Source organism: Streptomyces sp. NPDC057623, assembly GCF_042800355.1.
In the GTDB taxonomy this organism is placed as follows: domain Bacteria; phylum Actinomycetota; class Actinomycetes; order Streptomycetales; family Streptomycetaceae; genus Streptomyces.
Window position 1 is genome coordinate 26,417 of the sequence record NZ_JBHVGZ010000065.1, and the last position, 22,767, is coordinate 49,183.

At 71.8% G+C, this 22,767-nt stretch carries 21 protein-coding genes, 1 other RNA gene and 3 pseudogenes; 9 read left to right on the forward strand and 16 right to left on the reverse strand.

What is annotated here, in order from left to right:
* Nucleotides 1-96: 96 nt before the first annotated feature.
* Nucleotides 97-535 (reverse strand): annotated as a pseudogene (locus tag ACFU95_RS40190) (ISAzo13 family transposase); the annotation flags it as partial.
* 5 nt (nt 536-540) lie between these two features.
* Nucleotides 541-1,194, reverse strand: a pseudogene (locus ACFU95_RS40195) (transposase); the annotation flags it as partial.
* A gap of 92 nt (nt 1,195-1,286) precedes the next feature.
* On the opposite strand from ACFU95_RS40195, the gene ACFU95_RS40200 reads away from it, so the two are divergent.
* On the forward strand, nt 1,287-2,012 hold the full coding sequence (locus ACFU95_RS40200; protein ID WP_383839142.1) for a transposase family protein: 726 nt from the start codon (nt 1,287-1,289) through the stop codon (nt 2,010-2,012).
* A gap of 244 nt (nt 2,013-2,256) precedes the next feature.
* On the opposite strand, the gene rnpB is transcribed toward ACFU95_RS40200, so the two are convergent.
* From rnpB to ACFU95_RS40220, 4 genes and pseudogenes are all read right to left on the reverse strand, one after another.
* An RNA gene (rnpB, locus tag ACFU95_RS40205) (RNase P RNA component class A) lies at nt 2,257-2,670 on the reverse strand.
* 103 nt (nt 2,671-2,773) lie between these two features.
* A pseudogene (locus ACFU95_RS40210) lies at nt 2,774-3,553 on the reverse strand (DMT family transporter); the annotation flags it as partial.
* Between the two features lie 20 nt (nt 3,554-3,573).
* A complete protein-coding gene (locus ACFU95_RS40215) occupies nt 3,574-4,398 on the reverse strand; it encodes a helix-turn-helix domain-containing protein (protein WP_383839144.1) in 825 nt (274 codons plus the stop codon).
* Between the two features lie 44 nt (nt 4,399-4,442).
* Nucleotides 4,443-5,018 carry a Uma2 family endonuclease gene (locus ACFU95_RS40220; protein ID WP_383839147.1) on the reverse strand — a complete coding sequence of 192 codons (576 nt, stop codon included), beginning with the start codon at nt 5,016-5,018 and terminating at the stop codon, nt 4,443-4,445.
* 113 nt (nt 5,019-5,131) lie between these two features.
* Here ACFU95_RS40220 and ACFU95_RS40225 point away from each other — a divergent pair, with 113 nt between their 5' ends.
* Together ACFU95_RS40225 and ACFU95_RS40230 are read left to right on the forward strand one after the other, a co-directional pair.
* The gene (locus ACFU95_RS40225) at nt 5,132-5,893 is read left to right on the forward strand and encodes a MerR family transcriptional regulator (protein ID WP_383839150.1); all 762 of its coding nucleotides are present in this window, start codon (nt 5,132-5,134) and stop codon (nt 5,891-5,893) included.
* Nucleotides 5,893-6,495: a hypothetical protein gene (locus ACFU95_RS40230; protein ID WP_383839217.1), complete on the forward strand. Its 603-nt coding sequence runs from the start codon at nt 5,893-5,895 to the stop codon at nt 6,493-6,495. Before ACFU95_RS40225 ends, ACFU95_RS40230 begins: the two co-directional genes overlap by 1 nt.
* Here ACFU95_RS40230 and ACFU95_RS40235 read toward each other — a convergent pair.
* Nucleotides 6,446-7,894, reverse strand: a complete 1,449-nt coding sequence (locus ACFU95_RS40235) for an RNB domain-containing ribonuclease (protein WP_383839153.1) — start codon at nt 7,892-7,894, stop codon at nt 6,446-6,448. The genes ACFU95_RS40230 and ACFU95_RS40235 overlap by 50 nt on opposite strands.
* 75 nt (nt 7,895-7,969) lie before the next feature.
* Between ACFU95_RS40235 and yaaA the strand changes: the two genes are divergently transcribed.
* Both yaaA and eda read left to right on the forward strand, forming a co-directional pair.
* Complete coding sequence (gene yaaA / locus ACFU95_RS40240) at nt 7,970-8,752, forward strand: peroxide stress protein YaaA (protein WP_383839156.1); 783 nt, start codon at nt 7,970-7,972, stop codon at nt 8,750-8,752.
* Between the two features lie 78 nt (nt 8,753-8,830).
* Nucleotides 8,831-9,478 (forward strand): bifunctional 4-hydroxy-2-oxoglutarate aldolase/2-dehydro-3-deoxy-phosphogluconate aldolase, encoded by a 648-nt coding sequence (eda, locus tag ACFU95_RS40245; protein WP_383839159.1) that lies wholly within the window; start codon nt 8,831-8,833, stop codon nt 9,476-9,478.
* Here the strand turns inward: eda and ACFU95_RS40250 are convergent.
* From ACFU95_RS40250 to ACFU95_RS40260, 3 genes are read right to left on the reverse strand one after another with little or no spacing between them, the layout of a single operon-like run.
* The gene (locus tag ACFU95_RS40250; protein WP_383839162.1) at nt 9,461-10,753 is read right to left on the reverse strand and encodes a bifunctional RNase H/acid phosphatase; all 1,293 of its coding nucleotides are present in this window, start codon (nt 10,751-10,753) and stop codon (nt 9,461-9,463) included. The two genes, eda and ACFU95_RS40250, sit on opposite strands and share 18 nt — an antisense overlap.
* An 11-nt stretch (nt 10,754-10,764) precedes the next feature.
* Nucleotides 10,765-11,508 carry a zinc ribbon domain-containing protein gene (locus ACFU95_RS40255; RefSeq protein WP_383839220.1) on the reverse strand — a complete coding sequence of 248 codons (744 nt, stop codon included), beginning with the start codon at nt 11,506-11,508 and terminating at the stop codon, nt 10,765-10,767.
* Nucleotides 11,505-12,359 (reverse strand): Nif3-like dinuclear metal center hexameric protein, encoded by an 855-nt coding sequence (locus ACFU95_RS40260; protein WP_383839165.1) that lies wholly within the window; start codon nt 12,357-12,359, stop codon nt 11,505-11,507. The genes ACFU95_RS40255 and ACFU95_RS40260 overlap by 4 nt, the downstream gene beginning before the upstream one ends.
* 187 nt (nt 12,360-12,546) lie before the next feature.
* Between ACFU95_RS40260 and ACFU95_RS40265 the strand changes: the two genes are divergently transcribed.
* Together ACFU95_RS40265 and ACFU95_RS40270 are read left to right on the forward strand one after the other, a co-directional pair.
* Nucleotides 12,547-13,761, forward strand: coding sequence for a hypothetical protein (locus ACFU95_RS40265; RefSeq protein ID WP_383839168.1), 1,215 nt, complete (start codon nt 12,547-12,549; stop codon nt 13,759-13,761).
* Between the two features lie 95 nt (nt 13,762-13,856).
* Nucleotides 13,857-14,024 (forward strand): hypothetical protein, encoded by a 168-nt coding sequence (locus ACFU95_RS40270; RefSeq protein WP_383839171.1) that lies wholly within the window; start codon nt 13,857-13,859, stop codon nt 14,022-14,024.
* Between the two features lie 98 nt (nt 14,025-14,122).
* Here the strand turns inward: ACFU95_RS40270 and ACFU95_RS40275 are convergent, their stop codons facing one another.
* The 3 genes from ACFU95_RS40275 to ACFU95_RS40285 are packed head-to-tail and all read right to left on the reverse strand — an operon-like array spanning nt 14,123 to nt 17,061.
* Nucleotides 14,123-15,061: a 3-oxoacyl-ACP reductase gene (locus tag ACFU95_RS40275; protein WP_383839174.1), complete on the reverse strand. Its 939-nt coding sequence runs from the start codon at nt 15,059-15,061 to the stop codon at nt 14,123-14,125.
* 34 nt (nt 15,062-15,095) lie between these two features.
* On the reverse strand, nt 15,096-16,172 hold the full coding sequence (locus ACFU95_RS40280; protein ID WP_383839177.1) for a Zn-dependent alcohol dehydrogenase: 1,077 nt from the start codon (nt 16,170-16,172) through the stop codon (nt 15,096-15,098).
* Between the two features lie 31 nt (nt 16,173-16,203).
* Nucleotides 16,204-17,061 (reverse strand): MaoC/PaaZ C-terminal domain-containing protein, encoded by an 858-nt coding sequence (locus ACFU95_RS40285; RefSeq protein WP_383839181.1) that lies wholly within the window; start codon nt 17,059-17,061, stop codon nt 16,204-16,206.
* Between the two features lie 305 nt (nt 17,062-17,366).
* Between ACFU95_RS40285 and ACFU95_RS40290 the strand changes: the two genes are divergently transcribed.
* Together ACFU95_RS40290 and ACFU95_RS40295 are read left to right on the forward strand one after the other, a co-directional pair.
* The gene (locus ACFU95_RS40290) at nt 17,367-18,590 is read left to right on the forward strand and encodes a sensor histidine kinase (protein WP_383839223.1); all 1,224 of its coding nucleotides are present in this window, start codon (nt 17,367-17,369) and stop codon (nt 18,588-18,590) included.
* Nucleotides 18,591-18,919: 329 nt separating this feature from the next.
* Nucleotides 18,920-19,552, forward strand: a complete 633-nt coding sequence (locus ACFU95_RS40295; RefSeq protein ID WP_383839226.1) for a response regulator — start codon at nt 18,920-18,922, stop codon at nt 19,550-19,552.
* Between the two features lie 58 nt (nt 19,553-19,610).
* Here the strand turns inward: ACFU95_RS40295 and ACFU95_RS40300 are convergent, their stop codons facing one another.
* The 3 genes from ACFU95_RS40300 to ACFU95_RS40310 form a co-directional block, all read right to left on the reverse strand.
* Nucleotides 19,611-20,279 carry an RNA-guided endonuclease TnpB family protein gene (locus ACFU95_RS40300; RefSeq protein WP_383839184.1) on the reverse strand — a complete coding sequence of 223 codons (669 nt, stop codon included), beginning with the start codon at nt 20,277-20,279 and terminating at the stop codon, nt 19,611-19,613.
* Between the two features lie 68 nt (nt 20,280-20,347).
* Nucleotides 20,348-20,836: an RNA-guided endonuclease InsQ/TnpB family protein gene (locus ACFU95_RS40305; protein ID WP_383839187.1), complete on the reverse strand. Its 489-nt coding sequence runs from the start codon at nt 20,834-20,836 to the stop codon at nt 20,348-20,350.
* A 363-nt stretch (nt 20,837-21,199) separates the two neighbouring features.
* Nucleotides 21,200-22,621: a DHA2 family efflux MFS transporter permease subunit gene (locus ACFU95_RS40310; protein ID WP_383839190.1), complete on the reverse strand. Its 1,422-nt coding sequence runs from the start codon at nt 22,619-22,621 to the stop codon at nt 21,200-21,202.
* Nucleotides 22,622-22,767 lie beyond the last annotated feature (146 nt).

Below are 22,767 nucleotides of genomic sequence, written 5' to 3' on the forward strand. Positions count from 1 at the left end.
CAGCTCGCACTCCCCTGAGTACGTCCACGGTGATGTCGCCATTGATTACTCCGGCGATGATCGCCTCATAGATCGTCACTAAGGGCTTGCAGATCATTAACACGTCGTCTTGATCATGCTGCTGGAGTCGCTGCTCAGGACTCGAACCCGAGCCTGGAGGGCTGTGAGGGCGGAGGGCGGAGTGGCCGCCGGCGGGATGACGATGCTGTGCGCCTTGAGCAGTCTCCTGATCTTCAGCAGAGTGCGATGCATAGCGGTCCGACTGCTGCCGAAGAGCACGGCGAGCGGTTCCGCGGCCAGGGCGACCCGCAGGTGAAGGACGGCTGCCAGGACCTGGTCGGAGAAGGCGAGCCGGGGCGGGCGGCCGCGCTTGACGTCGCCGTCGGGAGCCAAAGTGTCGGTGAGATCGCTCAGTTGCTGCCGGGACATGCCGGTCAGGGCGGGGTCGGACAGGAGAGCGTGGTCCCAACTCCGGGGCCGGCTTCTGCGGAGCCCGGGGTGCTGGGATGGCTGGGCAGGGCTGGGGGTGCAGGGCAGGTGTCTGGGGAGTTGGGCCAGGGCGAGTTGGGTGGTGGTGATGTGATCGCTCGCGGTGTTGGAGCCTGCGTTGCCGGGCCGCAGCAGTGCGGCCACCGGTTCCCCGGAGCCGGCCTGACCGTGGTCGACGAACGCGACGAGCGGGTGATGGCCGAAGCTCTTCTTCCAGGTCGCGGTGGCGTCCTGCTTCTCGGAGTGCGCGAGGACCAGTACGCCGTCGATGTCCACGATCACGCTGCCACCGGCGGCCGGACTGTCTTCACCGGCCAACTCCCAGACCCGCGTGCGTACTTCGGCTCGCGCCGTGCGGATCGCGGTGAGGGCCTTCGGCCCGGCTGCGGCGAGGGTGTCGATGAGCCGGGAGACCGTGGGGTCGGAGGCCACCGGGCCGAACACGTCGGCCTCGGCCCGCAGCATGGCGACATCGGCGAGGCAGTCCCCGCCCAGAGCCGTCGCGAGCGCGACATCCAGCAGGACCTTGCCTGGGTCGTGCACCGTCCGCGGCTTGCGCCACGGCGCCATTGCCGCCGATATCGCGGTGTCCAGGCCGGACTTGCGGACCGTCTCGACCAGCAGCACCGCCCCGGCCTGCGAGACCGCCCCTCTGCCACCGCCCTCGACGCGGACACGCGGGTACAACCCGATACGCTTGCTCACCTGGAGAGTGCTTCTTTCCGTGCAGCCAACAGGACCCTAGACAAGTCCCATCGTTGCAGGTCAGAAGCACTCTCCGCTTATTTGATCAAGGCATGGACGAGCACGCTCATGAAAGCGCGAGGCTAACCGGGCGACTGACAGCCCGGCGATGGGAGATCGGCACACGGTGGAAGGCGCCTGACGTCGACCGTAAGGCCCTCCTCACCCTGGCCCACCTGCGGTGCGGCGACACATATCCTCAACTCTCCGCCGGGTCCGACGTCGGCATCGCGACCGTGTACCGCTATGTACAAGAGTCTGTCGACCTCCTGGCCGCTCTCACACCGACGCTGGACGAGGCGATGACAACGGCGCGCACGAAGGCGCTCGCCATCCTCGACGGCACTCTGCTGCCGATCGACCGGATCGCCGCCGACACCCCCTATTACTCCGGGAAACACCAGCATCACGGCATCGTCCTCGCCGATCCGTTCGGGCAGCTGCTGTGGGCCTCCGCGGCGCTGCCCGGCTCCACCCACGATCTGACCGCGGCCTGCACTCACAAGACCATCGACGCACTCGCCCGCCGCAGGACTCAACTGCTGGGCGACTTGGCGTACCAGGGCGCCGGCCATTCCGTCCGAGTCCCGTTCCGGGGCCGCCGCCCGCCGGGGCATCAAGGTCCGCGTCGCCAGCACAACACCACGCACATGTGGACTCCGGGCGTCTTTTTGTTGACCTGGGACAGGTGCTTCGCGCGATGCACCCGCCAGCTCACTGCAGCCCGCGCCGAATGGGCCGCACGGACCGCCACGACTACCAATACCGAGGCCGCGTGATCCCTCCAGTCCAAGACCACCCGAGGTCCGCGACTCCAGCGTCATCCTCCGACGGCTGTCGCGAAAGCCCAACTCAGAGGCCCCACCCGTCCTTCCGCTTCAGGGACTTTTCAGGGACTTTCAGCACTGTCCGAGGGACTTCCGAGGGACTTTCCGCCGCGTAACGCGGCAAGCCCCCGAAAGACCGGAAAGGGCCTCCGTCCCAGATCAGAGGCCCTTTCCAAGGCAAAGCCGCAGGTAGCGGCAGACGAGTCGGGCTATACGCCGGGTTCTGTTCCGGAGAGTCCTCACGAACCCCCCGGCGACGGCCATCCATCTAGGACCGGCGTTGCCGCCGGCCTCCTGCGGTCTACCCGCGGACTCGGGCGGGCTGCCCTCGAACGTCCGCGCAGGGACGCCTCTCTTGCGAGAAGGCGGCCCCTTCTTGACCTTGCTCCGGGTGGGGTTTACCTAGCTGCTCAGGTCACCCTGAGCACTGGTGGTCTCTTACACCACCGTTTCACCCTTACCCAGTGCCGAAGCGCTGGGCGGTTTACTTTCTGTGGCACTGTCCCGCGGGTCACCCCGGGTGGCCGTTAGCCACCACCCTGCCCTGTGGAGCCCGGACGTTCCTCGGGAAGCCCCCTGAGGGACTCCACGCGGCCGCCCGCCCGGCTCGTCTGCCGTGGGGACCATGTTACCGGCCTGCGAGGGGCGGCCGCCGCCAGGACCGATCCGGCGAGGATCAGGACGAAAGCGGCGACCACCCCGGCCGTCAGGGGCTCGTCCAGGAACACCGCCCCCGCCGCGACCGCCACCGCCGGGTTGACGTACGTGAACACCGTCGCCCTCGTCGGGCCGACCTCCTTGATCAGCTCCAGGAAGGCCACGAAGGCGACGGCCGTGCAGATCGCGCCCAGTGCCGCCAGGGCGGCCAGGACCTCGGCGGAGGGCACGGCGGCCGGCCAGGTCAGTGCCGCCGCGGGGGCGTAGACCAGTGCCGCCAGGGTCAGGCACGCCGCCGTCAGGTGGAGGGACGGCACGTCCTTCAGCCAGCGCGCCGCGATCAACGGGGCGGTGGCGTAGCCGAGCACCGTCAGCAGCACCTCCCCCAAGGAGCGCGCGTCGCCGCCCGTCAGGTGCGGGACCGTGAGGGTCGCTACGCCTGCCAGGCCCAGGGCTAGGCCGGTCAGGCGGCGGACGCCCAGGGGCTCCGTGGCGCCGAAGAAGCGGGCCAGGGCCACGCCGACTATCGGTACGCCCGCGATCAGCAGCCCCGCCGTCGAACTGGACAGGTGGCGTTCGGCGTCCGTCAGGGTCCACCAGGGGCCGATGATCTCGATGCACGCGAAGGCCAGCATGGGCCGCCAGTGCCGTCGTACCGTCCGGGGCAGGCCCCCCTGCCGGATCGCGAACGGCAGCAGCAGTACGGCTCCCAGCGCGCAGCGCGTGAACACCACCATCGACGGGGACACCGCCTCCACCGCCACCTTGATCATCAGGTACGGGATGCCCCAGACCACGCTCATCAGGGCGAACAGAAACCAGCCGCGTGCACTCATACGGTGCACTCTCGGCCGGATCAGCGCCCGCTGTCTTGAACGCTGTTGCGGTACGCCGCCGGGGTCACGCCCAGTACCCGGCGGAACCAGCGGGTGAGGTGTGCCTGGTCCGCGAAGCCCACCAGGCCCGCGACCTCGGCCGGGCGCAGACCGGTCTCCAGCAGTGTGCGGGCCCTGTTCACCCGGTACTGGGCGAGCCAGGCGTACGGCGGTACTCCCATCGCCGTACGGAAGGCGCGGAGCAGTTGGTAGCGGGAGAGGCCCAGGTCGGTGGCGAGGGCCTCGAGGGAGGGCGGGGCTGTCAGCTCGTCGGCCAGGCGGTCGCGTACGGCGTGTGCGATGTGGGCGGCGCCCGGCACCGTGTCGCTCGCCGCGCGTGCCGTGGAGTGGCGGCGGGCGAGGGCCGTCAGGAGCCAGGGGAGGCGGGACTCGGCTTCCAGGGGGTCGGGGGTGGTGGACAGTTCCGTGTGTGCGAGGCGCAGGGCCGCGGCCAGTTCGGGGTCGTCGAGGAGGGGCTCGTGGAAGTGCGGCACGGCGGGGCCCAGGGTGCCGTCGGTCAGCAGGGACGTCTCGGCGTACAGGGCCCGGTAGGCGTAGCCCCCGGTCTCGGCCGGGCCGCCTGTGTGCATCTCGCCCGGGGCCAGTACGACGATGGAGCCGGGGGTCGGGCGGATGCGGCCGCCCCGGTAGTCGATGATCTCGCTGCCGGCGACGCAGACGCCGATCGTGAACTCGTCGTGGGCGTGCGGGGCGTAGACGTGCCGGTCGAAGCGGGCGGTCAGAAGGTCCAGTGGGGTCCCGCCTCGGCCCAGCCGCGCTCTGGTCCACAGCGCCTGTTCGCCCATTTCGCACCCCCTTCGCTCCTCTCAGCAGTGCAACACGGGGATCCTCAGAGAAAGTCCTCCGTGTCCAGGTCGAAGGCGAAGGGCTGGGGCAGGGGGAGCGGTCTGCCGAAGGCCACGGCGCGAAGGTCCTGGTAGTCGCACGATTCCGGGTCGCCGAGCAGCGTGGCCCACGAGGTCTCCCGGTCGACGAGCAGGTAGAGCGGGGTGCCGCCACGAGCGTAACCACGGCGCTTGACCTCCCGGTCCGTCCGCGGCTTCGAGGATGTGACCTCCAGCACCATGGCGACTCCTGAGCAGGACATCCAGGGATCGGCCCCCCGGGAGAGTCTCAGATCCCTCGGCGCGACCGTGCCGTCCGGAATCACGTGGTCCTGAGGGTAGCCATCGGCGTTCCCGAGCTTCAGCCCGTTGTTCGCGAAGAACTGCATGTCGGTCTGAGATCGCCGATGCGTCTGGTCCACGACTCGGCTGACGCAGTGCTCGTGATGCCCGTCCGGCACCGGTGTGACCACGAGTTCGCCCTCGACGAGTTCCGCCCTGAGCCCCTCCGGGGTGTCCAGGTCGACGAACCGGTCCAGCAGCAGCTTTTGCGTGATCGGATCCTGTGCCATGGCCCCCATGAAACGCCTCCGAGCAACCCATCAGGGCGAAACAGCGGCCTCGTCCCCAGTACGAGAGTCCGCCACAGGCGTCCGCTTGACCCTGCCGCGACGTCAGCGTTTCTACTGATCCCATGCGGATCGGAGAACTCGCCGCCGCCGTCGGCGTCACCACGCGGACCGTGCGGCACTACCACCATCAGGGGCTGCTGCCCGAGCCCGAGCGGCGCCCGAACGGCTACCGGGACTACACCCTGCGGCACGCGGTCGTGCTGGCGCGGATCCGGCGGCTCACGGAGCTGGGGCTGGGGCTCGCGGAGGTGCGGGACGTGCTCGCCGAGGACGCCGGGAAGGATCTCGTCGAGGTGCTCACCGAGCTCGACGAGGATCTGGCCCGGCAGGAGGCCTCCGTCCGGGAGCGGCGGGCGCGGCTGCGGGCGTTGCTGGAGACGGAGGGCGGGCTGCCCGCCGAGGGGCCTGTCTCACCTCGGCTAACCGCCCTGTTCCAGGACATGGCGCACGTCCTCCCCGACTCCCCCATGGCCGCCAAGGACCGCGAGATGCTCGCGCTGATCGAGACCACGGCCGATCCCGAGGGGCGGGAGCAGCTCATGGGCGCGCTGGGGAGCGCGCTCGCCCGGCCGGGCGGGCAGGAGCGGGCCCTCGCCGCCTACGCCCTGCTCGATCAGCTCGTCGACGCCGACCCCGGCGACCCGCGCGTGGACGAGGCGGCCCGCGCTCTCGCCGAGTGTCTGCCCCGCGATCTGCTGCCGGGGGCGTTGGAGGTCGACCCCGACAACAGTTTCCTGCGTGCCTTCTACGCCGACTTCGCCCCGGCCCAGGCGGAGGCCATCCGCCGTACCCTGCGCCTCCTCATGGAAGGAGGCGGGCCGTGATGCGGACCGTGCTCGTCCTCGCCCGGCACGAGCTGCGGCTCCTCGTCAGTCTCGCGCTCTGGGTGGCCCGGCGGCGGCACGGGCTCGGTGACGGCACCGGCTTCGGGTACGCGCGCGGGCAGGGCGCGATGATGCTGGGGTTCGGGTTCGTGATCACGATCGAGTCGATCACGATGTCCGTGCTGCTGCGGAACTACCCGGCGGTGCAACGAGTGTGGTTCATGGTGGACATGTACACCCTCGTGATCATCATCGGGATGCACGCCGCCTCCGTCGTACGACCGCATGTCCTCGACACCGGCTTCCTGCGCGTGCGCCGTGCCGCGCACGTCGATCTGCGCATACCGCTGGAGAAGATCGCGCAGGTGCGCCGCGAGCTGCGCACGACCCATGAACGGGCCGAGGGCGAACTCAACCTCGCTGTCGGCGCGCAGACCACCGTGACGCTGGAACTCACCGAGCCCGTCGCCCACTCCACCTTCCTCGGCCGCCGTCAGGATGTCCGTCTCGTACGCCTCCACGCCGAGGACGCCGACAGCTTCGTGAAGGCCGTCACACAGGCTCGAAGCGCACCTTCGCCCCTCCCGGATCCGATGGTGTGAGGCGGACCCGGAGCCGCTCCCCCAGCGGCAGCCGGTCCCCGTTCGTGTCCTCGATCCGGCCGATGACCGCCGGGGACTCCAACTGCACGGTCCCTACGGCGGGTTGACGCTCCTGCACGTCCACCACCCAGCCGTCGAACACCTCCCCGACCCGGCCCTTGAGCAGCGCCGCCTCCACGAGGTCCACGCACGCCCGTTCCACCGTGCCCGCGCGGCGGGAGCCCTCGGCCATCCGGGCGGGCAGTCCGTCGAGGGCGGCCCCCACCCAGTCGGGCACCGGCCGGTCTGCCGCCGCGGCGAGGCAGATCTCGGAGGCGTACCGGTCGGCGAGGCGGCGCAGGGGGGCCGTGCAGTGCGCGTAGGGGGCGGCCACGGCGGAGTGGGTGGTGATGTCGGGCAGGGCCCCGTCCCGGAAGACCGTGTAACCGGCGCCGCGCAACAGCGTGGTGCACTCCTGGAGGAAGGCCGCGTGGTCCGGGCGGTGCGGGTCGAGGGAGCGGACGAGTGCGGCGTACGAGACGTGGTGCGGCCAGTCGATGCGCAGGGCGTGGGCGGTGCGGCGCAGCCGGCCGACCGCGCCGTCGGGGGCGGGCGGGAGGGTGCGCAGGATGCCCGTGCCGCTCGCCGGCATCAGGTCGGCGGCGGCCATTCCGGCCAGCAGGGAGATCTGGGCGTTCCAGCCGTCGGCGCGGAGCGGGGCGCGGTAGACGAGCTCATAGGTGTGGTCGCGCTCGACGATCTCCTGCTCGGGGACGCTGAGCGAGATCCCGCCCCGCTCGACCTCCAGCCGTTCCCGCAGCTCCCCGATCTCCTTGAGCAGCGCCAGCGGCTCCTCGGCCGTCCCGCCGTCGATCTCCTTCTGCACGCCCGCGTAGTCCAGCTTGGCCCGGCTGCGGACCAGGGCTCGGCGGACGTCCACGGCGGACGTACGGCCCTCCGCGTCGAGGTCGATCGTCCACAGGACGGCCGGCCGGTCCTGGTCCGGGAGCAGGCTCGCCGCGCCCTCGCTCAGCGATGCGGGGTGCAGCGGGATCCTCCCGTCGGGGAAGTAAAGGGTCGTCACCCGCCGGTGGGCCTCCTGGTCGAGCGCGCCCGACGGTACGACGAAGGCGGCGACGTCGGCGATGGCGTACCGGACGCGGTAGCCGCTTCCGGCGCCCCGGCGGGACAGGTGCATGGCCTGGTCGAGGTCGGTGGAGGTGGGCGGGTCCACGGTGAAGAAGGGGATGTCGGTGGCGTCGTGGGACGGCAGGACTGGAGCCTTGGCGGCCCGCTCGGCCTCCGCCAGCGCCTCGGGCGGGAAGCTCGCGGGGACGCCGAGTTCGGTACGCAGCGCGGTGAGGGCGGCCCGGAGGGGGGCTTCGGGGGCGCCGGTCACGCGGATGTGGCGGCGGGGCATGAGTCGAGCGTAGGGCGAGGGCGGCCGGGCGGCACGCCGTACCCTCTGTGGCGGAGCTTGAGAGAAGGAGTACCTGTGCTTGTCCTGTTGCCGCCGTCCGAAGGCAAGGCCTCATCCGGTCGGGGTGCCTCGCTGAAGCTGGAGTCGCTGTCCCTGCCGGGGCTCACCGAGGCACGTGCGGCCGTGCTCGACGAACTGGTCGAGCTGTGCCGCGGCGACGAGGACAAGGCGCGGGACGTCCTCGGGCTGAGTGAGGGGCTGCGGGGCGAGGTCGCGAAGAACGTCGGGCTGCCCACGGCGGGGGCGCGGCCGGCCGGGGAGATCTACACGGGCGTGCTGTACGACGCTCTCGACCTGGCGTCGCTGGACGCGGCGGCGAAGAAGCGGGCGGCCCGGTCGCTGCTGGTCTTCTCGGGGCTGTGGGGCGCGGTGCGCGTCACCGACCGCATCCCCTCCTACCGCTGTTCGATGGGCGTGAAGCTGCCCGGTCTCGGGGCGCTCGGCGCGCACTGGCGGGCGCCGATGGCGGAGGTGCTGCCCGAGGCGGCCGGGGACGGGCTGGTGCTGGATCTGCGGTCGTCGGCGTACGCGGCGGCGTGGAAGCCGAAGGGCGAGGTGGCCGGGCGGACGGCGACGGTGCGGGTGCTGCACGCTCCGACGCGGAAGGTCGTCAGCCACTTCAACAAGGCCACGAAGGGGCGGATCGTGCGGAGCCTGCTGACGGCGGGTGCCGTGCCCAAGGGGCCGGCCGAGCTGGTGGAGGCGCTGCGGGACCTCGGGTACGAGGTGGAGGTGGAGGCGCCGGCCAGGGCCGGGAAGGCATGGTCGCTGGATGTGCTGGTGGCGGAGATCCACTAGCGGGATCCACAAGAGCCGCGCATTGCAACATGCGCAACCGCCTTTGCGCACGGTGCATGACCTCGGCAGGATGAGGCCATGGCCTCTCCCCTGCCCGCCTCCGTGCTGGATCTCGCGCCCGTCGTGCCCGTCGTCGTCATCGAGGACGTCTCCGACGCCGTGCCGCTGGCGCGGGCGCTCGTCGCCGGCGGGCTGCCCGCGATCGAGGTGACGCTGCGGACGCCGGCGGCGCTGGACGCGATCCGGGAGATCGCCGCCGGGGCGCCGGACGCGGTCGTCGGAGCCGGCACCGTGATCACGCCGGACCAGGTGACCGCCTCCGTCGCCGCCGGGGCCCGCTTCCTGGTGAGCCCGGGCTGGACGGACGTACTGCTGGACGCGATGCGGGCGTCCGGGGCGCCGTTCCTGCCCGGGGTGTCCACCACGTCGGAGGTCGTGGCGCTCCTGGAGCGCGGGGTGCGGGAGATGAAGTTCTTCCCGGCCGAGGCGGCGGGGGGTACGGCGTATCTCAAGTCGCTGAACGGGCCGTTGCCGCAGGCCCGTTTCTGCCCGACGGGCGGGATCGGTCCGGCGACCGCCCCCGACTATCTCGCACTCCCCAACGTCGCCTGTGTGGGCGGGAGTTGGATGCTTCCGGCCGACGCCGTGGCGGCGCGGGACTGGACGCGAGTGGAGGAGCTGGCGCGGGCGGCCGCCGACCTCAGAAGCTCAGGCGCGCAGGTGTGACGTGTCGTTGAAGAGCCGTACGCTCGCGTTGCCGTCGGCGTAGTACGCCACCGCCGAGAGGGAGGCCGCCGAGAGTTCCATGCGGAACAGGGACTCGGGCGGGGCGCCCAGGGCGAGGCGGACGAACGTCTTGATCGGCGTGACGTGCGTGACGAGGAGGACCGTGCGGCCGGCGTACGCCGGGATCAGCCTGTCGCGGGTGGCGGCGATACGGGTGGCGGTCGCCGCGAAGCTCTCGCCGCCACCGGTGGGGCGGGCCTCCGGGTCGGCCAGCCAGGTGGTGAGGTCGTCGGGGTAGCGCTCGCGGACCTCTCCGAAGGTGAGCCCCTCCCAGGCGCCGAAGTCGGTCTCGCGCAGGCCGTCCTCGACACTCACGTCCAGGCCGAGGTGGGCGGCGACGATGCCGGCGGTCTCCCGGGTACGGGCGAGCGGCGACGCCACGACGGCCTGGATGGTGCCGCGCCGGGCGAGGGCGGCGCCGACGCGCTCGGCCTGGTCCCGGCCGACGTCGGAGAGGGCCGGATCGGTACCGCCGCTGCCGGAGAACCGCTTCTGCGGGGTGAGGGGGGTCTCCCCGTGCCGGAGCAGTACGAAGGTGGCGGGTGCGCCCATGTCGGCGGGGGCCCAGCCGGACGAGGGCGCGGCCACGGTGCGGGCGGCGCCGACATCGGCCTCGGCCTTGACGTCGGCGTCGACAGCGGGAGCGGCCGGGCCGCGCACCTGCGCCAGCGCCGCGCGCGCCCGCGCCGCGCCCGCGGCGGCGTCTCCCGGCGGGCCGGACGGCTCAGGCCCGGCGGCCGCCCTCGCGGACCTCGCGTCAGCCGCCCGCAGTTCCGCCGTGGAAGCCGCCGCCGACCACTGCTCGCCGCGCTTCCCGGCATCCATCGCCTCGTTGGCCAGCCGGTCCGCGTGCTTGTTCCGCTCCCTGGGGATCCACTCGTACGTCACCTGGGGAGCGGCGAAGACGCGCGCCGCCTCGAACGCCAACGGCTTCATGTCGGGGTGCTTGATCTTCCAGCGGCCCGACATCTGCTCGACGACGAGCTTGGAGTCCATGCGCACGTGCACCGTGGCCGTCGGGTCGAGGTCGTACGCCGCGCGCAGCCCGGCCACCAGGCCCCGGTACTCGGCGACGTTGTTCGTGGCGACGCCGATGTACTCGGCCGCCTCGGCCAGGGTCTCCCCCGTCGCCGCGTCGATCACGACCGCACCGTAGCCCGCGGGCCCCGGGTTGCCCCGTGACCCGCCGTCGGCCTCGACGATGAACTCCCGCACGGCACAGACTCCTAGAGGCCGGACTCGGCGGTACGCACCAGGATCCGGCGGCAGTTCTCGCAGCGCACCACGGTGTTCGGCGCGGCCGCGCGGACCTCGCTGAGCTCGGTGATGGCGAGTTCCTGGCGGCAGCCCTGGCAGGTGCGCTGGTACAGCTTGGCCGCGCCGATGCCGCCCTGCTGCCCGCGCAGCTTGTCGTAGAGCTTGAGCAGGTCGGCGGGGACGGCGGCGGCGATGACCTCGCGCTCCTTGGTCACCGAGGCCACCTCGCCGTCGATCTGCTCGAACGCGGCGTCCCGGCGGGCGGTCGCGTCGTCGACCTTGCCCTGGACCGCGCCGACGCGCTCGGTCAGCTCGGCGACCCGCTCCTGCGCGGACTCACGGCGCTCCATGACCTCCAGGACGATGTCCTCCAGGTCGCCCTGCCGCTTGGCGAGGGAGGCGATCTCGCGCTGGAGGTTCTCCAGGTCCTTCGGGGAGGTGACGGCACCGGAGTCCAGGCGCTGCTGGTCGCGGGCGGCGCGCTGGCGCACCTGGTCCACGTCCTGCTCGGCCTTGGTCTGCTCGCGGGCGCAGTCGCTGTCCTCGGTCTGCGCGGCCACGAGCAGGTCGCGCAGCTGCGTGTGGTCCTTGGTCAGCGACTCGATCTCGGCGTGCTCGGGCAGCGACCTCCGCTTGTGCGCGAGCTGCTGCTGGCGGACGTCGAGGGCCTGGACGTCGAGGAGGCGGATCTGGTCGGCGGGCTCGGCGTTCAGTTGGGGGCTCCAGATGTGTCGGTGACGGAGGACGCCGCATGGGCGGTCCAGGGGTCGGTGACCGTCTTCGAGACGTGGACGCGCAGGTCCCATCCCTCGCGGTCGGAGATCTCGTCGAGCTGGGCGGCGGCCAGCTCGCACCAGGGCCACTCGGTGGCCCAGTGCGCCGCGTCGAGCAGCGCGAGAGGACTGTGGGCCAGCGCCTCGGACGCCGGGTGGTGGCGGAGGTCCGCGGTGAGGAAGGCGTCGACGCCGGCGGCGCGTACGTCGTCGAACAGGCTGTCGCCCGAGCCGCCGCTGACGGCGACCGTGCGGACCGTCGCCCCGGGGTCGCCGGCCACGCGGATGCCCTGTGCGGTGGCGGGCAGCCGCTCGGCGGCGCGGGCGGCGAGTTCGCGGACGGTGAGCGGGTGGTCGAGTTCGCAGATCCGGCCGAGGCCCCGGCGACCCTCCGGGTCCGTCGCGTCCGGCACCAGCGGCCGTACGACCCGCAGGTCCAGGGCGCCGGCCAGCGCGTCGCTGACTCCCGGGTCGGCGGTGTCCGCGTTGGTGTGTGCCACGTGCAGCGCGATGTCGTTCTTGATCAGCGTGTGGACGACCCGGCCCTTGAAGGTGGAGGCCGCGACCGTCGTCGTACCGCGCAGATAGAGCGGGTGGTGCGTGACCAGCAGGTCGGCGCCCAGCTTCACCGCCTCGTCCACGATCTCCTGGACCGGGTCGACGGCGAACAGGACCCGCGAGACGCCCTGGTCGGGGTCGCCCACGACGGTGCCGACCGCGTCCCAGGACTCGGCCCGCTCGGCGGGCCACAGGTTCTCCAGCGCGGCGATGACTTCAGACAGACGGGGCACGAGGGCAAGGCTACCTGGGCCCCTCTGTGCGCCTGAACCTGCGCCGCGTCCCGGCCCCGCCCAGCACACTCACCCCCGTCACCTCAGGCGAATCGTTCCTCGGCCACCCCTTTGTGTGAAGCGGAACCTTGCCGGTCCCACGCCTGTGCGTGCGAAAACTAGCTTCGTGACCGGAGGTGACCGGACCATGACGGCCTGTGCGATCGAGCCTGCGGCGGAGCACGAGGACGACGACGCGCCCCGGGCGGGATGCACCATCACGGCGGACGGTTCCTACGCCGCCCGCCTCGCGCCGGCCGGCGACTGCTGGTTCCCGGAGCGCTGGACCCTGGACGGCCCCGAGCCGTACGCCGTGCCACTGCCCGCCCACCAGCCGGAGGAGCCCGGCACCGAGGTGCAGCCGATGGGCGACGGGCGGGTCCTGATCTGCCGCCCGACCGACGGACGGCACGTCTTCTCACTGCTGTATCCGACCGGCCCCGGCACCGGTGAACTGCTGCTGGGCGCGGTCCAGTGCCCGGACGAGCGGACCCGGCTGCGGCTGCTGCCCCCGGCGCCGGGCGGCGACAAGGCGTACGCCCTCGCGGTGGGCCGGCACTCCAGCGCGGTGTGGCTGGTGGCGGGGGGTGCCTTCGGGCCGGAGCAGCTCGCGGAGGTCCCCGGGCGCTGCTCCGGCGGGGTGTGGCTGGACCGGGGCGAGCGGATGCTGGCCCTGGACCGGGAGTCCGGGGGCCGCACGAAGAGCGTCGTGGTCGACCTGGAGCGGGGCGGCGAGGTCTCGCCGCTGCTCCAGATCACGGAGGACAGTGACGACCGGTTGCTGCTCGCCGACCCGGACAGCGGGCTGCTGCTGATCCGCTCGGACGCTCCGTCGCCGGGGCGGGATCGGTTGGGCTGGGGCGTGCTGGGCAGCACGCTGCCGGTGCGGTTCCCGGAGTGCCTGCGGATGCCCGACCGCACGGTGACGCCGTTCGCGATCCAGCCGGGGCAGATGCTGACGCCGGAGGGCTGCGGGGTGGCACTGCGCATCGACGGGCCGGCGGACAGCTGGGTCGGGGTGTGGCGCCCCGCCGAACGACAGGTGCGTCATCTTGCGGCGCCCGAGGGGTGGTTGACGGGGACCGGGTGGTGGACGCGGGACGGGGTGCTCCAACTGCCGTATGCGACGGCGGAGGTACGCTGCGGGGTGGCGCACTGGCAAACCCCGGGCACGGAATCACCCCCCAGGGGCGCGGGGCTGGATTCGAATTGCGGCTACCGCCGCGCGGGCGCGACAAGCCACGACGGCGCCGCACATGACCACCGACCTGACCCGGCACCCACGGAGGCACCTGCGGTCCCCGCGCGCACGCGCCCCGTGCCCTTGCAGCAAGCGCCGTTGGGTGGTCTTGTAACGAACTAGTGGCGGTTGGCGCGGCCGCCTGGATTCGGCCCGTGGTCGTCTGGTTAAACTCGCCCGGCTGTAAGAAAGATCATGTTGACGGGGTGAGTTTTCCGATGAGCAACGCCAGCACGACCCAGCCGGGGCCGGCCGACGTTCACGACGTTCAGAAGGCCGCCGGTCACGGCAGGCACCGGGGTCCGGTGTCGGTCCAGGACGGTGAGACGGCTCCCCGCGGCCGTCACCGCAAGCCGGCCGAGGAGAAGACCGAGGCGGCGGCCTGAGGCCACGCACCGGCAAAGGCATACGGCCCTGTCCCCGCTGGGGGACGGGGCCGTTCCCGTGCCCGCCCGTCTGTCCGCCTCCCTGTCCGCCTCCGCGTTCAGCCCCGTTTCAGTCCCAGCACCTCAGCCGCCGCGAACGTCTCTCCCGGCGGCCGCTGCTCGTAGTGCGGGGTGAGCAGCGCGTCGAGCTCGTCGTAGGTGAACGTCTCCTGCTTGCTGTCGAACTTCGCGGCGATCCGCGGCCGTTCGGCGATCGCCACCATGCCGCCGTGGACGACGATCAGCTGGCCGTTGATCCGGGCGGCGGCCGGCGAGGCCAAGTAGCCGACGAGGGGGGCGACATGTTCGGGGGCGAGCGGGTCGAGCCCGTCCTCCGGCCGGGCCAGGCCCGCGAAGACGTCCTCGGTCATGCGGGTGCGGGCGCGCGGGCAGATGGCGTTGGCGGTCACGCCGTACTTGGCGAGCGCGAGGGCGGTGGAGGTGGTGAGCCCGACGATTCCGCCCTTCGCGGCCGCGTAGTTGGGCTGCCCGGCGGACCCGGCGAGGAACGCCTCCGAGGAGGTGTTCACGATCCGCCCGAACACCGGGCCTCCCGCCGCCTTGGACCGCTCGCGCCAGTGCGCGGCGGCGAACCGGGTCGTGTTGAAGTGGCCCTTGAGATGGACCCGGATCACCGAGTCCCACTCCCCCTCCGCCATGGAGAAGACCATGCGGTCGCGCAGGATGCCCGCGTTGTTGACCAGGATGTCCAGCTTGCCGAACTCGGCGACGGCCGACTCGACGAGCGCGCCCGCCTGGGCGAAGTCGGCGATGTCCCCGGTGTGGGCGACCGCCGTGCCGCCCGCCGCGCGGATCTCGGCGGCGACCTCCTCGGCGGGCCCGGCGCATGCCTCGCCCGAGCCGTCCCGGCCGGGCTGTCCGTAGTCGTTGACGACGACGGCCGCGCCGAGCCGGGCGAGTTCCAGCGCCTCGGCCCGGCCGAGTCCGCGCCCGGCGCCGGTGACGATGGCGGACAGGCCCTCAAGTGGCAGTGACATACGACCCCTTCGACGTCATGCGACCTCTTCCAGGTCAGATCTCTATGCACGTGCGCAGCGCCGTGCCCGTCCGCATCTGGTCCAGGGCCTCGTTGATGTCGGCCAGCGGCACCCGGTGGGTGATCAGGCCGGCGAGGTCGATGCGGCCCGCCCGCCACAGGGCGATCGTGCGCTCGTAGGAGCGCAGGACGTCTCCGCCGCCGTACATGGACGGCAGGATCCGCTTCTCGTCGAAGAACAGCTCGAACATGTTGAGCTGGAGGAAGTCGTCCATGGCGCCCGCGCCGACGATGACCAGGGTGCCGCCGCGCCGGGTGTTCTCGTAGGCCGTGCGGGCGGTGGCGGACCTGCCGACGACCTCGAAGACGTAGTCGAAGCCCTCGCCTGCGGTGACCTGCTGTTTGGCGTCGGCCAGTTCGTCCGGTGAGACGGCCCTCGTGGCGCCGAACCTGAGCGCGGACTCGCGGCGCGAGGCGACCGGGTCGACGGCGACGATCTCCGCGGCGCCCTTGAGCCGGGCGCCCTGGATCGCGGAGATGCCGACGCCGCCGCAGCCGATGACGGCGACCGACGAACCGGCCTCCACGTCGGCGGTGTTGAGGGCGGCCCCGAGTCCGGTGGTCACCCCGCAGCCGATGAGGGCGGCGATGTCGAAGGGGACGTCGTCGGGGATCGGCACCGCGCAGCCGGCGTCGACGATGACCTCCTCGGCGAAGGTGCCGGTGCCGGCGAAGCCGAAGACGTCACCGGCGGGGCGCCTGAAGTTGGGGGTGCCGGCGTTCATGAACCCGGCCAGGCACAGCTCGGTCTGGCCGCGCTTGCAGGCGGGACAGGCACCGCAGGCGGGCAGCCAGCAGACGACGACCCGGTCGCCGGGCTTCAGATCGCGGACGCCCTCCCCGACTTCGAGGATCTCGCCCGCCCCCTCGTGACCGGGCACGAAGGGGCCCGGCTGGGGCAGTACCCCCGCCATCGCGGACAGGTCCGAGTGGCACAGCCCGGTGGCCCGCACCCGGACCCGCACCCTGCCGGGCCCGAAGCCCACCGCCTCGACGTCGTCGAGGACCTCCAGCTTGTCCTGGCCGATCTCGTGCAGTACGGCTGCGCGCATGGTGCGGCTCCCCTCGTACGGCGTTCTGGGTTCAGGAGTGTTCGACGACGGTGTCGGCGAGGACGGGCGCGTCGTCCCGCTCGACCGCGCTGACGGCGACCCGTACGGCACCCTCCTGCCGCCACACGCGGATCCGCAGGGTCTCCCCCGGGTACACGACCCCGGCGAACCGGGTGGCGTACGACCGCACCCGGGTCACGTCGCCACCGAGCAGCGTGTCGACGACCGCCTTGAGCGTGATGCCGTAGGTGCACAGTCCGTGCAGGATGGGCCGCTCGAATCCGGCGACCTTGGCGAACTCGGGGTCGGCGTGCAGGGGGTTCCAGTCGCCGGAGAGGCGGTAGAGCAGGGCCTGGTCCTCGCGGATCGCCCGCTCGACGGTCCGCTCGGGCTCACCGACGGGGGGTTCGAGGCGGGCGGAGGGGCCCCGGTCTCCTCCCCACCCGCCTTCTCCCCGTACGAAGATCTGGGCGTCGTTGGTCCACAACGGGCCGTCGGCGTCGGCGACTTCGGTGCGCAGGACGAGGACGGCGGCCTTGCCCTTGTCGTGGACGGCGGCGATGCGGTGGGTGGCGGTGGCGGTGCCCTGGACCGGGATGGGGCGGTGGAGGGTCAGTGACTGGCCGCCGTGCAGGACCTTGGCGAGGTCGACCTCGATGCCCGGCATGGACAGTCCGCTGATCACGCCCGGCGAGCCCGAGCCCGCGACGGTGGCGAAACTGGGCAGGACGTGCAGCCGGGACTCCAGGGTGTAGCGCAGTTCGTCGGGGTCGGTGGCCGGCACGCCCGCTCCGATGCCGAGGTGGTAGAGCTGGACGTCCTTGGAGTTCCAGGAGATCTCGCCGGTCCGGGGTCCGGCGGCGAGCGCCTTGGCTGCGTCGATGGGCATACGGCTCCTGACAGGTGGCTTCGGTCAAGACCCCGGTACGGCCGTCCGCACCGTCGGCCGCACCGAGGTCGTCGCGGGCCGATCTAGAACGCGTTCCAGTCCGGCGCCCTCTGTATAGCCGAGCGCACCGCACTTGTGAAGGCTCCTGACGGTGCGTCAGCTGAGTCCGCGCGGTTCCTCCCTTCCGGCCCCCGTGACATTTGTCCTGCCGGAGTGCGGACAGGCGGACCTGCCGCGCGCGGGCCTCGATCCGTAGCGTCGAAGGCATGACACTGAGGACGGAACCGACGAACGGGGGACGGGACATGTCCTGGATGCGCAAGGTGTCGTGCACGCCGACCCCGCTGCGGGCCGGCCGGCTCCCGGACACCCCGGGTCCGCACCCCACCGGCTTCGCCCTGCTCCCCTGGCTGCTGCTGGGGATGGGCTCCTTCTCCAACCTCTTCCAGGGCCACGCGCCCAACCCGTGGATCGGCGGCCTGGGGCTGCTCACCTTCAACTCGCTCTACATCTACATCGCGACCCGCGCGTTCGTGAAGGAGAAGCGGGAGGCCCGCTCCACCCAGCTGGCACTGGCCGCGCTGGCGGCCGTGACCTGCGCACTCGGCATGGGCTACGGCGGCTCCTGGCTGCTGTTCTTCCCGCTGCTCGGGCTGGCGACGGGGGCGGCGGTCCGGATGCCGCGGCTGCGTCTGCCGGGAGGCGCGGTGACCGTGCTCTCCGGTGTGACGGCGTTCGTCCGGGACGGCTGGGGCGGCCTGGACATCGCGTACGCCACATGGATCTCGACGATCGTGACGGCGGCGATCCTGTCCCTGTCGGAGGCGGTACGGGAACTGCGGGCGGCCCGCGAGGAGCTGGCGCGGCGGGCGGTCGAGGAGGAACGGCTGCGCTTCTCCCGCGATCTGCACGACCTGCTCGGCCACACCCTGTCGGTGATCGTGGTGAAGTCGGAGGCGGCGCGACGGCTGGCGGCCCGCGACGTGGATGCCGCGCTGGCCCAGATCGGCGACATCGAGTCGGTCGGCCGACAGGCGCTCACGGAGATCCGGGAGGCGGTGACGGGCTATCGCGACGCCACCCTCGCCACGGAACTCGACCGCGCGGGCTCGGCCCTGTCGGCGGCGGGTGTCACTCCGCGGATCCACCGGTCCGGCCCGCCGCTCGCCCCGCGGACCGAGGCCCTGCTGGGCTGGGTGGTGCGCGAGGCGGTGACCAATGTCGTACGGCACAGCGACGCGGCCCACTGCGAGATCGCCCTCTCCGGCACCCCGGAACGCGTCCGCCTCACCGTCACCGACGACGGCACCGGCACGCCCGTCACGACCCCCCGCGAGGGCATCGGCGGCACCGGCCTGAGGGGCCTGACGGAACGCCTCGCCACGGCCGGCGGCACCCTGACGGCGGGCCCGGGGCCCCGGCGCGGTTTCGTGGTGACGGCGGAACTCCCGGTGGACTCCTGGGAGTTGACGGACGTGCGCGAGCCGACACCTACGAGCGATCGCCCTTTCAGCCCGTCCGGCGTCTGAGACCGAACACGACCACCTCTCGGCACCGGGCCCGGCATGTCAGCCCGTCCGGCGTTCGAGGACAAGGCCACCGCCATCCCGAACCCCCACCCACCCGCGGGACACCACGCCGGCCCAGGCACCTTCAGCCCGTCCGGCGTTTGAGGACGAGGCCCCTTCAGGGCCGAAGCGGGGTCTGGGGCGGCAGCCCCAGTGGGGTCGAAGGGGCGAAGCCCCTTCAAGGGACGGGACGGGTAGGGGCGGCGGGGGCGAGACACCACACGGCCGCCCCACGCCGCACGGCACGATCCATAAAGCACCGTGGCACCTACTCTTGGGCCGTGAACGAGATGCCGCGGGACCACCGTCCCGCCAAGTCCATCCGGGTGCTGCTCGCCGAGGACCAGGGCATGATGCGCGGCGCTCTCGCCTTACTGCTCGCGATGGAACCGGACATCGACGTCGTGGCGCAGGTGTCGGCCGGGGACACGATCGCGGACACCGCCCTCGTGTACCGCCCGGACGTCGCCCTGCTCGACATCGAACTCCCGGGCCGCAGCGGACTGGACGCCGCGGCCGAGCTGCGCGACCAGGTCCCGGACTGCCGGGTGCTGATCCTGACGACCTTCGGCCGCCCGGGCTATCTGCGCCGGGCCATGGAGGCGGGAGCCGCCGGTTTCCTGGTGAAGGACGGCCCCGTGGAGGACCTGGCGGTCGCGATCCGCCGGGTGCTGACCGGCGAGACGGTGATCGACCCGGCCCTCGCCGCGGCCGCGCTGAGCGCCGGCCCCAACCCGCTCACCGCCCGCGAGTGCGACGTCCTGGGCGCCTCGACGGACGGCGCGACGGTCGCCGACATCGCGAGCAAGCTGCACCTGTCCGAGTCCACGGTCCGCAACTACCTCTCCTCCGCCATCGGCAAGACGGGCACCCGCAACCGGATGGAGGCGTTGCGGGAGGCACGGCAGCAGGGGTGGCTTTGACTTGCTCCTCGCCCTGAAGGACGAGGATTCTGGCCTTCCTTGACTGGTTGCTGTGCCGCTACGCGGCCCGGTTTCCGGTCGGGAATCCGTGGCTTCCTGTTTCTTCGCGCTGTGCCGGGATTGCTCCTGGTCTTACCGGCGCTCCGCAGGCCGTCACCGCCAGTCCGGCGGCCGTTTTGATGTTGAGTGCGGCGTTGGTGTCCCGGTCGTGGACGGTGCCGCAGGCGGTACAGGTCCACTCCCGGATGTTCAGGGGCTTGGGTCCGTCTTTGATACCGCAGGTCGAGCAGGTCTGGGAGGTCGGCTCGAACCGGCCGATCATGACCAGCGTGCGGCCGTACCGTTCTGCTTTGTACGCCAGCATGCCGAGGAACTGAGCCCATCCGGCGTCATGCACGGACTTGGCCAGCCTGGTACGGGCCAGTCCCGCCACCGACAGGTCCTCCACGGCGATTCCTTGGTTCTCGGAGATCAGCTTCGTGGAGAGCTGGTGGTGGAACTCGCGGCGGGCATCGGCCACTTTGGCGTGGGCGCGGGCGACCTTGTGGCGGGCCTTGGCCCGGTTCTTTGATCCCTTCTGCTTGCGGGACAGTTCCCGCTGGTTCTTCTTCAGTTTCTTCTCCGCGCGCCGCAGAAAACGCGGGGAGTCGATCTTCGTGCCGTCGGAGAGCACCGCGAATTGAGTGAGGCCGAGATCGATACCGATGGTGCGGTCGGTCTCCGGCATCCGCGCCTGGTCGGCGGCGGGGGGTCGGTGTCGATGACGAAGGAGGCGAAAAATCTTCCGGCCGCGTCCTAGACGATGGTGACGGAGGTGGGCGTGGCGGGCAGGGTACGGGACCACTTCACCCTCACCGCCCCGATCTTCGGCAGGTTCAGCCGTCCCCGGTCGGAAATGCTCCAGCGGGCGTTGGCCGTGAACCGGATCGACTGCCTGCTGTCCTTGCGGGACTTGAAACGGGGCGAGCCCAGTTTTCGGCCCTTCCGCATACCCGTGAGGGAGGCGAAGAAATTGCGGTAGGCGGCCTCGGCGTCGCGCAGGGACTGCTGGAGGACGACCGCGGAGACCCCTCCCAGCCAGGACCGCTCCTTCGTCCGTTTCGCCTCCGTGATCAGCTCCCGGGACAGCTGACCGGCCGTCGGGAACGACTGCCCGGCCTTACGGGCGTCCTCGCGGGCACGCACGGCGTCGTTGAACACGACACGCGCGCACCCGAACGCCCGGGCCAGAGCGGCCTGCTGGACGGTGTTCGGGTACACCCTGAAGGAGTACCGGAGCTGCATGACGATCACACTAGGAAAGCCGAACCCGCGTCGCAGGCGCAAGATTCGCTTCGCCCCCGGCCTGAAGGCCGGAACACTGCGAATGATGTCCGGTAGCGGGCGGACTGCTTTGACCGGCTGCTTTGGCGGGATGCTTTGACGGGGCTGCTACGACGGCGCTGCTTTGGCCGTGTCCGCTGTCGGCGCCGACGGCCCGAGTCATGCCGCTCCCGGCCGAACCCACCCTGCGGCGACGGCCAGTCCCGGGTCTGCCCAGGTCGGCCGGAGTCGCTCAGGTCGGCGGCCGTGATCACCGCCCCTCAAGCTGCCCCCCCCAGCTGCCCCCCAGCTGCCCCCCTGCTGCCTCCAACCCCATCGCTCCCCTCAGTGGCCGGCAGGCCTCCGCGGCAACCACACCAACATCAGCACCACACCCCCGGCCAGCACCCACGCCCCCGTCCGGAACGCCAGCGCGTACCCCTCCGTCAGCGCCTCAGGCGTCGCGACGCCGCCCGAGCGGGCCGCCGCCAGCGTCGACAGGATCGCGAGGCCCAGCGAACCACCCATCGTGCGCGAGGTGTTGACCAGCCCCGACACCAGCCCGGCCTCCCCCGGCTCTGCCCCGGACGTGGCCAGCGCCGCCAGCGGGGTCGCCGCCAGGCCCGCCCCCAGCATCATCAGGATGCCCGGCACCATGATCGACGTGACGTACGCGCCCTGCGCGCTCAGCGTCGACTGCCAGCCGAAGCCGACGACCGCCACGAGCGTGCCGGCCGCCGCCAGGTCGCGTATGCCGAGCCGTGGCATGAGGCGCGGCGCGAGCTTGGAGCCGAGGAGCACGGCCAGCGAGCTCGGCACCAGGGCGAGGCCGGCCTCCAGCGGGGTGTAGCCGAGCACGTTCTGCACGTACAGCGTCATGAAGAACCACATGCAGAACATCGCCGACCCGCACAGGAACATCGCCCCGTTCGCCGACGACACCGCCCGCACCCGGAACAGCCCGAGCGGCATCAGCGGAGCCGCCGTACGCGACTCCACGAGCACGAAGGCGCCGATCAGGGCGAGACCGGCGAGCAGGGGCACGACCGTGGCCGTCGCCGTCCAGCCCGACGCCTCCGTCTGCGAGATGCCGTACGCCAACGTCGCCAGCCCCGCCGTCACCAGCACCGCCCCCGGCAGATCCAGCCGCCGCCCGGCCCCGGTCCGGCTCTCCGCGAGCCAGAGCACGGAACCGGCCAGCACGACCGCGCCCACCGGCACGTTGATCAGCAGGACCCAGCGCCACGACAGCACGTCCACCAGGACCCCGCCGACGAGCCCGCCCGCCGCACCGCCCCCGGCGCCGACGGCCGTCCAGGTGCCGATGGCCCGCGCCCGCGCCGCCCCTTCCGGTACCGCCGCCGTCAGGATCGTCAGCGTCGAGGGCGCCAGCACGGCCGCGCCCAGCCCCTGCACGGCCCGTGCGATCAGCAGCTGCCAGTCCTGCTGGGCCAGTCCGCCGGCCAGCGAGGCCAGGGTGAACACGGCGAGCCCGAAGAGGAACATCCGCTTACGGCCGTACAGGTCACCGGCCCGCCCGCCCAGCAGCATGAACCCGGCGAAAGCGATCGCGTACGCGTTCACGACCCATTGCAGGCCCTGCGCGCTCATCGCCAGGTCGGCCCGCATGGAGGGCAGGGCCACATTCACGACGGACACGTCGAGCACGACCAGGAACTGTCCGGCGCACGCGAGCGCCACCACCAGCCAGGTGGGGGGCGCGCTGCGGCGGGACATACGGGTGGTGGTGTCAGCGGCTCGGAGCATGAGTGTCATGCTCTCAACGACCGACGCTCCTGGCATCAGGAATTGGGCCTAGGCCCCCCTCACAGGGACCCAGGCCGGACCTAGGTCCACGCCCGTTCCCCAAGAGAAGGTCAAGAAATCGTTAGCTGGCCAAAGCATCGGAATAG

What these genes read in the sequence shown, in the direction of transcription:
- ACFU95_RS40200 (WP_383839142.1), top strand. Translation starts at nt 1,287, where the DNA reads ATGGACGAGCACGCTCATGAAAGCGCGAGGCTAACCGGGCGACTGACA.
- ACFU95_RS40215 (WP_383839144.1), bottom strand. Translation starts at nt 4,398, where the DNA reads ATGGGCGAACAGGCGCTGTGGACCAGAGCGCGGCTGGGCCGAGGCGGG.
- ACFU95_RS40220 (WP_383839147.1), bottom strand. Translation starts at nt 5,018, where the DNA reads ATGGGGGCCATGGCACAGGATCCGATCACGCAAAAGCTGCTGCTGGAC.
- ACFU95_RS40225 (WP_383839150.1), top strand. Translation starts at nt 5,132, where the DNA reads ATGCGGATCGGAGAACTCGCCGCCGCCGTCGGCGTCACCACGCGGACC.
- ACFU95_RS40230 (WP_383839217.1), top strand. Translation starts at nt 5,893, where the DNA reads ATGCGGACCGTGCTCGTCCTCGCCCGGCACGAGCTGCGGCTCCTCGTC.
- ACFU95_RS40235 (WP_383839153.1), bottom strand. Translation starts at nt 7,894, where the DNA reads ATGCCCCGCCGCCACATCCGCGTGACCGGCGCCCCCGAAGCCCCCCTC.
- eda (WP_383839159.1), top strand. Translation starts at nt 8,831, where the DNA reads ATGGCCTCTCCCCTGCCCGCCTCCGTGCTGGATCTCGCGCCCGTCGTG.
- ACFU95_RS40265 (WP_383839168.1), top strand. Translation starts at nt 12,547, where the DNA reads ATGACGGCCTGTGCGATCGAGCCTGCGGCGGAGCACGAGGACGACGAC.
- ACFU95_RS40270 (WP_383839171.1), top strand. Translation starts at nt 13,857, where the DNA reads ATGAGCAACGCCAGCACGACCCAGCCGGGGCCGGCCGACGTTCACGAC.
- ACFU95_RS40275 (WP_383839174.1), bottom strand. Translation starts at nt 15,061, where the DNA reads ATGTCACTGCCACTTGAGGGCCTGTCCGCCATCGTCACCGGCGCCGGG.
- ACFU95_RS40280 (WP_383839177.1), bottom strand. Translation starts at nt 16,172, where the DNA reads ATGCGCGCAGCCGTACTGCACGAGATCGGCCAGGACAAGCTGGAGGTC.
- ACFU95_RS40285 (WP_383839181.1), bottom strand. Translation starts at nt 17,061, where the DNA reads ATGCCCATCGACGCAGCCAAGGCGCTCGCCGCCGGACCCCGGACCGGC.
- ACFU95_RS40290 (WP_383839223.1), top strand. Translation starts at nt 17,367, where the DNA reads ATGTCCTGGATGCGCAAGGTGTCGTGCACGCCGACCCCGCTGCGGGCC.
- ACFU95_RS40295 (WP_383839226.1), top strand. Translation starts at nt 18,920, where the DNA reads ATGCCGCGGGACCACCGTCCCGCCAAGTCCATCCGGGTGCTGCTCGCC.
- ACFU95_RS40300 (WP_383839184.1), bottom strand. Translation starts at nt 20,279, where the DNA reads ATGCCGGAGACCGACCGCACCATCGGTATCGATCTCGGCCTCACTCAA.
- ACFU95_RS40305 (WP_383839187.1), bottom strand. Translation starts at nt 20,836, where the DNA reads ATGCAGCTCCGGTACTCCTTCAGGGTGTACCCGAACACCGTCCAGCAG.
- ACFU95_RS40310 (WP_383839190.1), bottom strand. Translation starts at nt 22,621, where the DNA reads ATGCTCCGAGCCGCTGACACCACCACCCGTATGTCCCGCCGCAGCGCG.